Source organism: Streptomyces sp. NBC_01298, from assembly GCF_035978755.1.
In the GTDB taxonomy this organism is placed as follows: Bacteria; Actinomycetota; Actinomycetes; order Streptomycetales; family Streptomycetaceae; genus Streptomyces.
In genome coordinates, this window is the sequence record NZ_CP108414.1 from 3,043,497 (window position 1) to 3,057,085 (window position 13,589).

The window sequence follows — 13,589 nt, forward strand, 5'->3', positions numbered from 1 at the left end:
GATCAGCCGGTCATCTCGCATCTGGGCGGTGTCGCTCCGGCCTCGGCTCCGGCCTCGGCTCCGGCCTCGGCTCCGGCCTCGGCTTCGGCCTGGGCCTGAGCCTGGGCCTCGGCTTCGGCAAGCTGGCTCGCGACCTGGTCGCGCACCTCGCCGAGGCGGCCGATGAGGCCGTCCAGTTCGGTGAGCTTGCGCCGGTAGACGGCGAGCGAGGCCGGGCAGGAGTCGCCGGACGGGTGCCCGGCGCGCAGGCATTCCACGAACGGACGGGTCTCCTCCAGGTCGAAGCCGAAGTCCTGGAGCGTGCGGATCTGGCGGAGCAGCCGCAGGTCTTCCTCGTCGTAGGTGCGGTAGCCGTTCCCGTCGCGCCGCGCGGGCAGCAGTCCCCGCGACTCGTAATACCGACACGTCCGGGTGCTGGTGCCCGCACGCTCCGCCAGTTCGCCGATTCGCATGGCCCCGACGGTAATCCTTGACGTCGGCGTCAAGGCAAGGGGATCGCGCACGGGGCTATCGCCGCGGGCGGCCGGAAACGTACGCTAGGAAGTGGATCACCACTTACACCGATTACCGGACAGTCGCACGGAAAACCGTCCAAAGCCCTTAACTTCATAGGACGTTCCTACGAGGTATGGGCTTGTTTGTTTGGTCTGTAGTCGCCACGCCTCGGCCACTCCTACGGTGTGCCATGTGCACTCCAGCCCCCCCTTCAATGCCCCCGCCGCGCGTCGTCTCCGCGCGGCCCTGGGCATGGCTCCCGGTCATGTCGCCTATGGCCTGCGGGCCCAGTACGGACTGATCGTCACTCCCGAGACGGTGATGGCGTGGGAGCGCGGCGAGATTTCGCCCTCCTCCGCCGAGCTCACCGCTCTGGCGGGCGTGCTCTGGTGTTCCCCCGGCGAGCTGCTCGCCGAGCCCGTCACCCTGCGGGAGCACCGCATCGCCCGGGGCCTGGGCGCCGACGACCTCGCCCGCCGGGTCGGCGTGGAGGCGGGTGCGTACCAGAAGATGGAGGACGCCGGCCGCTGGAAGGGCAACGAGCGGCAGTCGGCCGCGCTGGCTACCGCGCTGGGGCTGACCCTGGCCCAGTTCGTGACGGCGACCGGCAAGCACGAGGAGCTGGCCGAGCTGCTGCGCAGCGCGGTGACCACGCGCTGGCAGGCGTACGGGAAGCCGCTGGCCAAACTGCTTCCGGTGCCCAAGGCGCACCTGGAGCGGGTGCTGGAGCAGCTGCACGGCGAGTACCAGTCGCGGATGGTGGCGACCCTGAGCTGGGGCGGCGGCGGGGGCGAGGCCGCCAGCGGCGATGCGGGACGTGAGTACCTCACCGACATCGTGGAGCGGTTCTGGACCCTCGCCGGGGGTGCGGCGTAGGACACATTTCGCCCGCGGGCTCCCTACGGGAAAGGCCCCGACCACGTCCGGACGAGGACGCGATCGGGGCCTTTCGGCGCCCGAAGTCGGGGCGGTGGTCCCGCCCCGGGGGCCGGGTGGCCGCTCCGCCGGGCCCCGGAGGGGTGATGCGGGAAGGGCCGTTCGGCGGCGGATTCGGGACGGAGGTCCCGGCCGGGACCGTCAGAAGACGGACTCGGCCTCGTACATGCGGTCCTCGGGGACCGTCTTCAGCTCGGTGACGGCGTCGGCCAGCGGGGCCATGACGATGTCGGTGCCGCGCAGGGCGGTCATGTTGCCGAAGTCGCCGCGGTGGACCCCTTCGACCGCGTGCCAGCCGAAGCGGGTCGCGAGGACGCGGTCGTAGGCGGTGGGGGTGCCGCCGCGCTGGACGTGGCCGAGGATGACCGGGCGGGCTTCCTTGCCCAGGCGCCGTTCCAGCTCGACGGCGAGGCGGTTGCCGATGCCGGCGAAGCGCTCGTGGCCGTACTGGTCGATCGCGCCCTTCTCGTACGGCATGGAGCCCTCGCCGGGGTGCGCGCCTTCGGCCACGCAGATGACGGCGAACTTCTTGCCGCGGGCGAACCGTTCCTCCACCATCTTGACCAGGGCGTCCACCTCGAAGGGGCGCTCCGGCAGGCAGATCCCGTGGGCGCCGCCGGCCATGCCGGACTCCAGGGCGATCCAGCCCGCGTGCCGGCCCATGACCTCGACGACCATGACGCGCTGGTGCGATTCGGCGGTGGTCTTGAGGCGGTCGATGGCCTCCGTGGCGACCATGACGGCGGTGTCGAAGCCGAAGGTGCGGTCGGTGGAGGAGATGTCGTTGTCGATGGTCTTGGGTACGCCGACGACCGGCATGCCGGCGTCCGACAGCATCCGGGCGGCGGTCAGGGTGCCCTCGCCGCCGATCGGGATCAGGGCGTCGATGCCGTAGCGCTTCGCCAGCTCGGCGGCGTTCTCGGCCGCTTCGTGGAGGCGTGCGCGCTCCATGCGGGCCGATCCGAGGATCGTGCCGCCACGGGCGAGGATGCCGCTGACCGCGTTGATGTCGAGGGGGCGGTAGTTGCCGTCGAGGAGGCCCTTGAAGCCGTCCTCGAAGCCGATGACCTCGTCCCCGTGCCCGACCACGGCACGGTGTACGACCGACCGGATGACAGCGTTCAGGCCCGGACAGTCGCCGCCTGCGGTGAGAACTCCGATACGCATCGTGCTGTGTCTCCTGCTCCTGGTCGTACGTGACTGTTCGCGTGCGGGCGCACAGTCGACCGACGTACATATGAGATGCCGTATGAAGGGCGTATTGGTGAAGCCTGTCCGATTGTTCCACGGGCTCCGGGTGGAGCGCGCTCCGTGGCGGTCCGCCCCAGGGGTGCCGGCAGGGCCTTTCGGCCCCCTCCGGCAGGCCCTTCTCCCGGCGGGCGACCTACGGAATCGCAGGGGTATTGTCAAGAGGTCAAGCCCACATTAACTGGGACAACCGACTCGAATTGGGACGGAGAGCACGCGTGACGCGCAGCGTGTACGTGACGGGTATCGAGCGGGGGGACGGCCGACAGGTCGTCGAGCTGGGCATCATGGAGCTCCTCACCCGCCAGACAGGCCGGGTGGGCGTGTACCGCCCCCTGTTGCACGACGGGCCCGACCGGCTGTTCGACCTCCTCAAGGGCCGGTACCGGATCGAGCAGGACGCCGCGACGGCGTACGGCATGGAGTACCACGAGGCCTCCGCCATCCTGGCCGAGAAGGGTACCGACGAACTGGTCTCCCAGCTCGTGGGCCGCTACCAGAAGGTGGCGCGCGACTACGAGGTCATGCTGGTCCTCGGCACCGACTACGCCGACACCAACCTCCCGGACGAGCTGGCGCTCAACGCCCGCCTCGCCAACGAGCTGGGCGCGCTGGTCATCCCCGTCGTGGGCGGCACCAAGCACCCGGCCGAGGCCGTGCGCGCCGAGACCCGCAACGCCTACCGCGCGTACGAGGCCCTGGGCTGCCACGTGGGCGCGATGGTCGTCAACCGGGTGGCCGCCGAGGACCGCGAGGTGATAGCCGAGCGCCTCGCCGCCAGGCTCCCCGTGCCCTGCTACGTCCTGCCGGACGACAAGCACCTGTCCGCCCCGACGGTCGCCCAGATCACCCGGGCGCTCGGCGGCGAGGTGCTCCTCGGCGACGAGGCCGGACTCGCCCGCGACGCCCTGGACTTCGTCTTCGGCGGGGCCATGCTGCCCAACTTCCTCAACGCCCTGACCCCCGGCTGCCTGGTCGTCACCCCCGGGGACCGCTCCGACCTGGTCATCGGCGCGCTCGCCGCGCACACCTCGGGCACCCCGCCGATCGCCGGTGTGCTGCTGACGCTGAACGAGCGCCCCGGCAAGGACATCCTGACGCTGGCCTCCAAGCTGGCTCCGGGCACCCCGGTGGTGTCGGTGGCGGGCAACAGCTTCCCGACCGCCGCCGAACTCTTCTCGCTGCAGAGCCGGCTGAACTCCGCGACCCCGCGCAAGCTGGAGACCGCGCTCGGCCTGTTCGAACGCCACGTGGACACCGCCGAGCTGCGCGAGGTGCTCTCGGTGGCCCGCTCCGAGCGCGTCACGCCAATGATGTTCGAGAACCAGCTGCTGGAGCAGGCCCGTGCCGAGCGCCGCCGCGTGGTCCTTCCCGAGGGCACCGAGGAACGCGTGCTGCGCGCCGCGGACGTGGTGCTGCGCCGCGGGGTCTGCGACCTCACCCTGCTGGGCGAGGAGCAGGCGATCCTGAAGAAGGCCGCCGACCTGGGCATCGACATCTCGGCCGCCCAGCTCATCGACCCGGCGACCTCCCCACTGCGGGAACGGTTCGCCGAGTACTACGCCAAGGCCCGCGCCCACAAGGGCATGACGGTCGAGCTGGCCCACGACGTGGTCACCGACGTGAACTACTTCGGCACCCTGATGGTCCAGGAGGGCCTCGCCGACGGCATGGTCTCCGGCTCGGTGCACTCCACCGCCGCCACCATCCGCCCGGCCTTCGAGATCATCAAGACCAAGCCCGACGCGTCCATCGTCTCCTCGGTCTTCTTCATGTGCCTGGCCGACAAGGTCCTCGCGTACGGCGACTGCGCCGTGAACCCGGACCCCAACGCCGAGCAGCTCGCCGACATCGCCGTCCAGTCGGCCACCACCGCCGCCGCGTTCGGCCTGGAGCCGCGGATCGCGATGCTCTCGTACTCGACCGGCACCTCCGGCTCGGGCGCGGACGTGGACAAGGTCCGCAAGGCCACCGAGATCGTCCGCGCGCTCCGTCCCGACCTGCTGATCGAGGGTCCGATCCAGTACGACGCCGCCGTGGAGCCCTCGGTCGCCGCGACCAAGCTGCCCGAGTCCGAGGTGGCCGGCCGCGCGACGGTGCTGATCTTCCCCGACCTGAACACCGGCAACAACACGTACAAGGCCGTGCAGCGCTCGGCCGGCGCCGTGGCGGTCGGGCCGGTCCTCCAGGGTCTGCGCAAGCCCGTGAACGACCTCTCGCGCGGCGCTCTGGTCCAGGACATCGTCACCACCGTGGCCATCACCGCGATCCAGGCGCAGTCCCGCCCCCAGCCCACAGCCGGCTGAGCCCTCCACCACCGAGCCCCCGAGCCCCCACCGCAAAGGAAAGACCCTCATCGTGACCGCATCGCGCGTACTCGTCCTCAACTCCGGCTCCTCGTCGGTGAAGTACCAGCTGCTCGACATGGCGGACTCCTCCCGCCTGGCGGTCGGCCTGGTGGAGCGCATCGGCGAGGAGACCTCCCGGCTCAGTCACGAGCCGCTGACCGGGCCGGGGGCCGCGGGCGGCAAGCGCGTGACGAACGGTCCGATCGCCGACCACGGAGCGGCGCTGCGCGCCGTCGCGGCGGAGCTCGCCGCCGACGGGCTGGGTCTGGACTCGCCCGAGCTGGCCGCCGTGGGCCACCGGGTGGTGCACGGCGGGACCAAGTTCACGCACCCGACGCTGATCGACGACGCCGTCCTGGCCGAGATCCGCGCCCTGATCCCGCTCGCCCCGCTGCACAACCCGGCGAACGTGACCGGCATCGAGGTGGCGCGGGAGCTGCGCCCCGACCTGCCGCAGGTCGCCGTCTTCGACACGGCCTTCCACTCGACCATGCCGGAGCACGTGGCGCGGTACGCGATCGACACCGCGACGGCCGACAAGTACTCCATCCGGCGGTACGGGTTCCACGGCACCTCGCACGCCTACGTCGCCCGCGCCACGGCGCGACTCCTCGGCAAGGCCGAGCAGGACGTGAACGTGATCGTGCTCCACCTGGGCAACGGCGCCTCGGCCTCGGCCGTGCACGGCGGGGTCTGCGTGGAGACCTCCATGGGGCTGACCCCGCTGGAGGGCCTGGTCATGGGCACCCGCTCGGGCGATCTGGACCCCGCGGTCGTCTTCCACCTGGCCCGGGTCGGGGGCATGTCCGTCGACGAGATCGACTCGCTGCTCAACAAGAAGAGCGGTCTGCTGGGTCTGTGCGGCGACAACGACATGCGCGAGGTGCAGCGGCGGGCGGCGGAGGGCGACGCCTCCGCGCGGCTGGCGCTGGCCTCGTACATCCACCGTCTGAAGAAGTACATCGGCGCCTACTCGGCGGTACTCGGACGGGTGGACGCGGTCGCCTTCACGGCGGGCGTGGGCGAGAACTCCTCCGACATCCGGGAGATGGCCCTGGCCGGTCTGGCCGAACTGGGCCTGGCCCTCGACCTGGAGGCCAACTCGGTACGGTCTCCCGAGCCGCGCCTGGTGTCCGCGGAGTACGCGCGGGTGGCGGTGGCCGTGGTCCCGACGGACGAGGAACTGGAGATCGCCAGCCAGACGTACGCGCTGGTTACCGGCTAGTCACTTTGGACTTTCCGCCAGGTGGAATATTCCGCTACGAAACAAACCGATAGGATCCGCTCCATGCGCCGTTCCAAAATCGTCTGCACGCTGGGCCCCGCCGTCGACTCTTACGAGCAGCTGAAAGCTCTCGTAGAGGCCGGTATGAACGTGGCCCGATTCAACTTCAGCCACGGCTCCCAGGCAGAACACCAGGAGCGGTACGACCGCGTCCGGAAGGTCTCCGAGGACACCGGGCGCGCCGTCGGCGTCCTCGCCGACCTCCAGGGCCCGAAGATCCGCCTGGAGACCTTCGCCGAGGGTCCCGTCGAGCTCGTCCGCGGTGACGAGTTCATCATCACCACCGAAGACGTCCCGGGTGACAAGTCGATCTGCGGCACGACCTACAAGGGTCTGCCGGGCGACGTCTCCAAGGGCGACCAGATCCTGATCAACGACGGCAACGTCGAGCTCCGGGTGACCGAGGTCGAGGGCCCCCGGGTCAAGACCATCGTCATCGAGGGCGGTGTCATCTCGGACCACAAGGGCATCAACCTGCCGGGTGCCGCCGTCAACGTCCCCGCCCTGTCGGAGAAGGACGTCGACGACCTCCGCTTCGCCCTGCGGATGGGCTGCGACATGGTCGCCCTCTCCTTCGTGCGTGACGCCGAGGACGTCAAGGACGTCCACAAGGTCATGGACGAGGAGGGCCGCCGGGTCCCCGTCATCGCCAAGGTCGAGAAGCCGCAGGCCGTCGCCAACATGGAGGGCGTCGTCGCGGCCTTCGACGCGGTCATGGTCGCCCGTGGCGACCTCGCCGTCGAGTACCCGCTCGAGAAGGTCCCGATGGTGCAGAAGCGCCTCGTGGAGATGTGCCGCCGCAACGCCAAGCCGGTGATCGTCGCGACCCAGATGATGGAGTCGATGATCACCAACTCGCGCCCGACGCGCGCGGAGGCCTCCGACGTCGCCAACGCGATCCTCGACGGCGCGGACGCGGTCATGCTGTCCGCCGAGTCCTCGGTCGGCGCCTACCCGATCGAGACCGTCAAGACGATGTCGAAGATCGTCGAGGCGGCCGAGGAGGAGCTCCTGTCCAAGGGCCTGCAGCCGCTGGTCCCGGGCAAGAAGCCCCGCACCCAGGGCGGCTCCGTCGCCCGCGCGGCCTGCGAGATCGCGGACTTCCTGGACGGCAAGGCCCTGGTCGCCTTCACCCACTCCGGTGACACCGCCCGCCGCCTGTCGCGCTACCGCGCGAACCAGCCGATCCTGGCCTTCACCACGGACGAGGGCACCCGCAACCAGCTCACGCTGAGCTGGGGCGTCGAGTCCTACGTCGTCCCGCACGTGGACAACACCGACTCCATGGTCGACCTGGTGGACGTGGAGATGCTCAAGCTCAAGCGGTACAACAAGGGCGACACCATGATCATCACCGCCGGCTCGCCCCCCGGCGTCCCCGGCACCACCAACATGGTCCGGGTCCACCACCTGGGCAGCGGCGCCCGCGACTGATCTCGCACCCGCCGTACCGTGCTTGAACTCTGCCGCACAGAGACCGAGGGCGGCACCCCGGATCCGATGAGGATCCGGGGTGCCGCCCTCGGTGCGTCCGGCCGCGCGAGGCCGTACGTACGGGTCTACTCCGCCGGGCCGATGTAGTTCTTGAGGCCCGGGACGGTCAGGGTTCCGCCGAACTGGCCGGCCTGGACGACCTTGACGTTCGTGAAGAACGCGAAGGGGACGTTCAGGGGCGGCGGGCTCTTCGGGGTGAACTCGATCGGGATCAGGCCGAAGAGGTTGCCCTTGAGGCTCTCGGTGTACATCGTCACCTTGGCCCCGCGGATCTTCGAGGTGGACCCGGGACGGGACTTCAGGTGGGCGATGTTCTTGCCGGTGCCGACCGTCTGGTAGAGGTCCTTGATGTCCAGGGAGTCCGCGGTGAACTTCAGGACGGTCTTGATCTTGCCGCTCGCCGTCTTCACCTCGACGATGCCCTCGTAGTCGAGGCCGTAGAGGGTCAGCAGCGAGCTGTCCAGGTACCAGGGCTCGTCCGGGAGCAGCGGGATGCCCGGCTCCAGTTCGGCGTCGGCCAGGGCCTTGGCGTCGTAGGTCGGGCAGGGGAAGGGTTCCTTCCCGTTCTTGCCCTTGTCCTTCGGGCCCTCCGTCGCCGTTTCCGGCTCCGGCTTCGGCTTCGGCTTGGCCGTCTTGCCCGTCTCGTCCTTCGGGGTGGCCTTGGTGCCCTTGACCTCGTCGGAGAGCTCCGAGACGGTGGCGCCGGCCTGCTGGGCGGCGTCGCGGATCGCGTCCGCGGCCGGGTCCGGCGCGGGCGCGGCGGTCTTGGTCGCGGTGGTCGCGGTCGCGGTCGGGGCCGGCGCGGACGGGGTTCCCGTCAGCGGCCTGCCGAGCGCGTCGACCAGCCCCTTGACGGCGTCGCCGACGCCGAGCGGGTCCAGCGGGTTCGTCTGCTTGGCGGCGGAGCCCGCCACCGGCATGAGGCCCGGCTTCTCGGCGGGCTTCTCCGCGGTTCTCGCCACCGGCTTGCCGGCCGAGGGGCTGGCGCCCGGCGAAGGCACCGCGGTGGGCGACTTGCCCGGTGCGGGCGTCGTCCGTGGAGTCTTGGAAGGCGTCTTGGAAGGCGTCTTCGCCGACGGGGAGGCCGATTCCGCGGGCTCGTCGGACCGCGTCACGCACGGTCCGGGCGCGAAGGGGATCTCCTTGTCGTCGGCCACCGCCAGCTTCGGCGCCATGCTCATGCCGACGAACACCGCGGTCGGCATGGCGGCCAGCGCCATCGTCTTGCCGACGGGTATCTGGATCTTGGTCAGCAGCGACTTCCTGGGCGCCGCGTGGCGCGGGCCCTTCCTTTCACGGGACTCCGCACCCGGAGCCTCGCCCCGTTGCGTTTCGTCACCCCGCACTGTTCCTCCCGCCATCGGCGTGGGCAGTCGTCTCGCTCGCGTATGCCGTCGTTTCCGTCTCGCGCTGTCCCGGGAAGGCCTGGGGCATCGTCTGCTGCGTCTCCTGCGGCAGCGAACCCCCCGCGCCCTTGCCGAGGTCCACGGCCTGTGTCTGCACGGCCTCGGCCGGCCCGCCCGGCACCCAGGCCAGCGCCATGCCGCCGCCGACCAGCGCGAGGATGAACCCGACGCCGAAGCCACCGAGGTTCGACACCGGCAGGGACACCAGCGCCAGCAGGATCGCGGCGACTCCGGCGAAGATCCGGATGCCCTGCTGGAACCAGAGCGCGAGGCCCAGGGTGAACAGCAGGACGCCGATGATCAGTGAGCCGGCGCCGGCCGTCGTCGCCATCGCGAAGGTGACGTTGCCGAGGCGGACGTCCGCGTACGGGATGTAGCCGATCGGAATGCCACCGAGGAGGGTGACCAGACCGGCCCAGAAGGGGCGGCGACCGCTCCAGGCGTGGAAGTAGTAGTACGCCACAGTGAGCCAGGCGTCGTCTTCGGCGCGCACGTAAACCGGGGCCTGGGGGTTCATGGACAACAGCTCCCTGGAAACGGGTGGTACGGAGAACGATGTGGAGCCCGGACGGGCCGACGACGACGATGACCGCCGCCCCCGGCCCGTCCGGTCAGGAATGCCGGACGGACTACTTCTCGTCCGGGTAGCACGGCTTGTCGCCGCTGAGCAGGCGCAGGTTGAGGTCGGGCAGGGTGAAGGTACCCGCCGTCGTCGCCCAGGCCTTCTGGCGCACCTTCGTCAGCGTGGCCGTCTTGGCCCGCTGCGAGAACAGTCCGCCGTCCGCCAGCGTGCCCGTCGCGGGCTTGGTGGCGTGGCTGCCGTCACCGGCCGCTACACCGATGTCGAGGTCGCCCAGAACGGCGTCCGCGTCGAGCTCGGCGACATCGAGGTAGATGTTCTTCGCGACGGCGGCACGGCCCTTGTGGCCCGTCTTGAGCTGCATGGTGATGTTGCCGAGCGGGGTCGCCGTCACCAGCGACTGGCACATGTTGGTGATCTTGGCTTCCTTGAAGCCGGAGATGATCACCGGGTGGTAGGACTTCTTGTCCGACCCCAGGGTCGCGCCCTGAGCCACGCTGCCGTACTGGATCATGTCAGTGCCCTCGAGCGAGTCCGCACTGACCTTGAAGTCCTGGCCGGACACGCTGAAGGACGCCGCGAGGGCACCCTGCGCCAGGCCGACACCGACCGCCGCCGTGGCGGCGATGCTCGGCACCATGACGAGCGCGAAGCGCTTCCATCTGGTCCCGCCACGAATCTGGGAAATCATGTTCGTTCCTCCTTCTCGGACGTACATCTCCGGTCCGGGCGGTGCCCGTCCTGGGATGGGAGAAGTGCTACGTCCTCGGGAAGGAGCGCGAGCGGACGAGCCGCGGCGAAACCGCGTCCGTACACCGGCGTTCACCCCCGAGCGACAACCACTTGGCCACGCGTTCGCGCAACCTGGGGGGACAGGCCCCGCCGTGTGACGGAGACCCCCCTGTCCCACGGCCGGTGCCACTGCCACCGGCCGGCCCGGTGGGGACCCTCCACCGCGGCTCCGGATGAGCGGCTCTGCGGGAAGGACCGAGCGTCGCCGATCGTGGTCCATTCACGGCCGGGGCACAAGGGGGTTCGTTACTGGCGGGTAACGGCCAGATAACCTGAGGGAGTCCTGCCCCTGTCGGGCAGCAACACAGGGTGTTACCAAGGGCCACGACAGAACGGCGGAAGAGCGAACACACCGGACAGTTCACGGGGTTCGATTTACTGCGAGTAACAGCGGCCGCGATTGCCAAGTTTTGGCAAAGCGCGGCCGCTGTTTATCTCCGTGTCAACAAATCACCGGTGGTGTGCCGGTGTGGTGCCGGTCTCGTGCCGGTCCGGTGCCGGTACGGGAGCAGGCGTCAGAAGAGCACCCGCGCGAGGGCCGTACGGGCCGAGGTGACGAGCGGGTTGTCCGGGCCGACCACTTCGAACATCTCCAGCAGCCGCACGCGCACCGCGTCGCGGTCCTCACCGAACGTCACCTTCACGGTGTCGACCAGCCGCCCGAAGGCGTCCGCCACGTGACCGCCGGCCAGATCCAGGTCGGCCGCGGCGATCTGCGCCGCCGGGTCCTTCGGGTTCTCGGCCGCCGCGGCACGCACCGCCTGCGGGTTCATGTCCTTGACCCGGACGAACAGCTCGGCCTGGGCCAGGCCCAGCTTGGCGTCACTGTTGGACGGATCGGCTTCCAGCACGTTCTTGTAGGCGCGCACCGCCCCGTCCAGGTCGTCGGCGTCCAGCGCCTCGATCGCCTCGTCGAGCAGCGCGTCGTACGGACCGGCCGGCTCCTCGGCGTCCTCCGCGTCCGCGCCCGGGGCGGCGGCGCCCTCTGCGCCCGGGTCCACCTCGACGCCGATGACCCCGAAGCGCTCCTCGGCGATCTGGACCAGCTGGGCCAGGACCCCGCGGACCTCGCCCTCGGAGACGAAGTCCTGGAACAGCGGCATCGCCTGACCGGCGACCACGGCGAAGACGGCCGGGAGCGCCTGGATGCGGAACTCGCGGATGAGGTTCTGGTTGGCCGCGACGTCGAGCGCGGCCAGCGCGAGGCGGCCGTTCGCCTCGATGGTGAGCCGCTCCAGCAGCAGGCTCAGCTCCCGCCCCTGCTCGAAGCCCTCGGCGCGGAAGTCGAGGATGACCGGAACCTCGCCCGAGAGCGGGACGACGTGGCTCTCGAAGCGGGTCTCGTCGGTGTCGAAGACGAGCGCGGACGGCGGAACGGCCCCGGCGGGCGCGGGCGCACCGCCCTGAGCGGCCTTCCGGGCCGCCTCGGCGCGGGCCTGCTCGGCCTTGGCCTTGGCCTCACCGGCCGCCTTCACCGCGGCGAGGTCGACGACGCCGCTCATGGACATGTTTCTGGGCTGCATGCGTACATCCTCCCCCGAGTGCGCGCGCCGACGAAAAAGATCGGCCGAAACGAACCGATCGCGGTACCTGCCGTGCTGTTCCCGCTGCGTACTGCGTCCTGACGTGTACCGCTGTGTCCTGCCGTGGCGCCGGGTCCCCACCTGGCGCCGGTAGCTCTTCGCGTGGTTGTCGCTCTTACGCTACGAGTCGTAGCGTAACTCCCCCCGGCCGTCCGCGGGTCGTGATCTGAACCACACACCCGGGGGGCCGATCGGCCCTGCTACCGGCGGGTATGGTCTCGGCCATGCGCAACCCCAGCTCGGACACCTCCTGCCCGCCCGGTCGCACCGGACGCCCGCGCAGCGCCACGGCGGACGCCGCGATCCTCGCCGCGACCAGGGACGCGCTGGTGGAGCTGGGCTGGTCGAAGCTGACGATGGGGGACGTCTCGGCGCGGGCCGGGGTCGCGAAGACCACCCTCTACCGGCGCTGGTCGGGCAAGAGCGAACTGGTCGTGGACGCCGTCGCGGAGCTCTTCGACTCCCTCGAACTCCCCGACCGGGGCTCCCTCGAAGGCGACATCGAGTACGTGGTGCTCCAGTTCGCGGCGCTGCTGCGGCGCCCGGAGGCCCGTACGGCCCTGATGGCGGTCGTCGCCGAGTCCACCCGGGACGAGGCGCTGAGGGACCGGATCCGGTCGGCGATCGTGGACCGGCAGAAACGTCTCGTCGTACTGGGGCGCGAACGCGCGCAGGCCCGGGGCGAACTCCCCTACGAGGAGGACGAGTCCCTCGCCGCCCACACCACGGACCTGATCTTCGACGTGATCGCGGGCACCGTGGTGCACCGCGCGCTGGTGAGTTCCGAGCCGGTGGACGAGCTGTGGGTGGCCACCTTCACGGCGCTGCTCATGTACGGCCTCCAGGGCTCCCCCGCCGGCCCTTCCGGCCCTTCCGGCCCCGCTCCGGCGGTGTGACCACCGCGGGCCGGCCGCCGTCCGACAGCGGCAGGAAGTCCGCGCACCAGGCCGGGGCCGACGCGGTCAGCGCGTCCGAGCGCGGGTTGTGGCCCGGCCAGGGCCTCGGCCGCCCCGGCCAGTCGGCCCAGCGCAGGCTGTCGGCCTCCTCCGGCGGCAGCAGCCCGCAGGCCACCAGGGCCGCCCGCCCGGCCTCGAGCCCGGCGAGCCGGTAGCCGTACTCGGAGGCGTCCACCTCGTGGAGGTGGGCGTCGGTGAGCAGCACCGAGGCCGCCACCCCGTCGAGGCCGCGCACGATGCCCGCCCGCACGCAGGCGGCGTACACCTCGGGCAGCCGGCGCTCGGCCGGGACGGCGTTCAGGACCTCCGTCAGCCCGCCCGGGCCGGGCGGCTCGAAGTCGGCGGCGATGTACGCGTACGGCCCGCAGTTGGTCTGCATGAGCACGCGGGCGGTCACCCCGTGCACGGGGACGGGAAGGTGGCGGCCTGTCATGGCCGCCACCTTAGGGCGTGTCCTCGCGCGTCA

The 13,589-nt window shown here is 70.7% G+C and carries 12 protein-coding genes; 5 read left to right on the plus strand and 7 right to left on the minus strand.

Annotated elements, in window-relative coordinates; translation table 11 throughout:
- Positions 1 to 2: 2 nt before the first annotated feature.
- On the minus strand, positions 3 to 452 hold the full coding sequence (locus OG730_RS13505; protein WP_327304471.1) for a MerR family transcriptional regulator: 450 nt from the start codon (positions 450 to 452) through the stop codon (positions 3 to 5).
- Positions 453 to 747: 295 nt separating this feature from the next.
- On the opposite strand from OG730_RS13505, the gene OG730_RS13510 reads away from it, so the two are divergent.
- Positions 748 to 1,371: a helix-turn-helix domain-containing protein gene (locus OG730_RS13510; protein ID WP_442815192.1), complete on the plus strand. Its 624-nt coding sequence runs from the start codon at positions 748 to 750 to the stop codon at positions 1,369 to 1,371.
- Positions 1,372 to 1,572: 201 nt separating this feature from the next.
- On the opposite strand, the gene OG730_RS13515 is transcribed toward OG730_RS13510, so the two are convergent.
- On the minus strand, positions 1,573 to 2,598 hold the full coding sequence (locus tag OG730_RS13515; RefSeq protein WP_327304473.1) for an ATP-dependent 6-phosphofructokinase: 1,026 nt from the start codon (positions 2,596 to 2,598) through the stop codon (positions 1,573 to 1,575).
- Between the two features lie 299 nt (positions 2,599 to 2,897).
- Here OG730_RS13515 and pta point away from each other — a divergent pair, with 299 nt between their 5' ends.
- The 3 genes from pta (at position 2,898) to pyk (ending at position 7,746) form a co-directional block, all read left to right on the plus strand.
- Positions 2,898 to 4,985 (plus strand): phosphate acetyltransferase, encoded by a 2,088-nt coding sequence (pta, locus tag OG730_RS13520; RefSeq protein WP_327304474.1) that lies wholly within the window; start codon positions 2,898 to 2,900, stop codon positions 4,983 to 4,985.
- Positions 4,986 to 5,037: 52 nt separating this feature from the next.
- Complete coding sequence (locus OG730_RS13525; RefSeq protein ID WP_327304475.1) at positions 5,038 to 6,252, plus strand: acetate/propionate family kinase; 1,215 nt, start codon at positions 5,038 to 5,040, stop codon at positions 6,250 to 6,252.
- Between the two features lie 63 nt (positions 6,253 to 6,315).
- Complete coding sequence (pyk, locus tag OG730_RS13530; protein WP_327304476.1) at positions 6,316 to 7,746, plus strand: pyruvate kinase; 1,431 nt, start codon at positions 6,316 to 6,318, stop codon at positions 7,744 to 7,746.
- A 125-nt stretch (positions 7,747 to 7,871) separates the two neighbouring features.
- On the opposite strand, the gene OG730_RS13535 is transcribed toward pyk, so the two are convergent.
- The 4 genes from OG730_RS13535 to OG730_RS13550 form a co-directional block, all read right to left on the minus strand.
- Positions 7,872 to 9,152 carry a hypothetical protein gene (locus tag OG730_RS13535; protein WP_327304477.1) on the minus strand — a complete coding sequence of 427 codons (1,281 nt, stop codon included), beginning with the start codon at positions 9,150 to 9,152 and terminating at the stop codon, positions 7,872 to 7,874.
- Positions 9,142 to 9,729, minus strand: a complete 588-nt coding sequence (locus tag OG730_RS13540) for a DUF6114 domain-containing protein (RefSeq protein WP_327304478.1) — start codon at positions 9,727 to 9,729, stop codon at positions 9,142 to 9,144. Before OG730_RS13540 ends, OG730_RS13535 begins: the two co-directional genes overlap by 11 nt.
- Before the next feature lie 112 nt (positions 9,730 to 9,841).
- Positions 9,842 to 10,483 carry a DUF6230 family protein gene (locus OG730_RS13545; protein ID WP_327304479.1) on the minus strand — a complete coding sequence of 214 codons (642 nt, stop codon included), beginning with the start codon at positions 10,481 to 10,483 and terminating at the stop codon, positions 9,842 to 9,844.
- Between the two features lie 616 nt (positions 10,484 to 11,099).
- Positions 11,100 to 12,107, minus strand: coding sequence for a tetratricopeptide repeat protein (locus OG730_RS13550; protein WP_327304480.1), 1,008 nt, complete (start codon positions 12,105 to 12,107; stop codon positions 11,100 to 11,102).
- 284 nt (positions 12,108 to 12,391) lie between these two features.
- Here OG730_RS13550 and OG730_RS13555 point away from each other — a divergent pair, with 284 nt between their 5' ends.
- Positions 12,392 to 13,063, plus strand: a complete 672-nt coding sequence (locus tag OG730_RS13555) for a TetR/AcrR family transcriptional regulator (protein ID WP_327304481.1) — start codon at positions 12,392 to 12,394, stop codon at positions 13,061 to 13,063.
- Here OG730_RS13555 and OG730_RS13560 read toward each other — a convergent pair.
- Positions 12,996 to 13,556: a hypothetical protein gene (locus tag OG730_RS13560; RefSeq protein WP_327304482.1), complete on the minus strand. Its 561-nt coding sequence runs from the start codon at positions 13,554 to 13,556 to the stop codon at positions 12,996 to 12,998. The two genes, OG730_RS13555 and OG730_RS13560, sit on opposite strands and share 68 nt — an antisense overlap.
- Between the last annotated feature and the right edge of the window lie 33 nt (positions 13,557 to 13,589).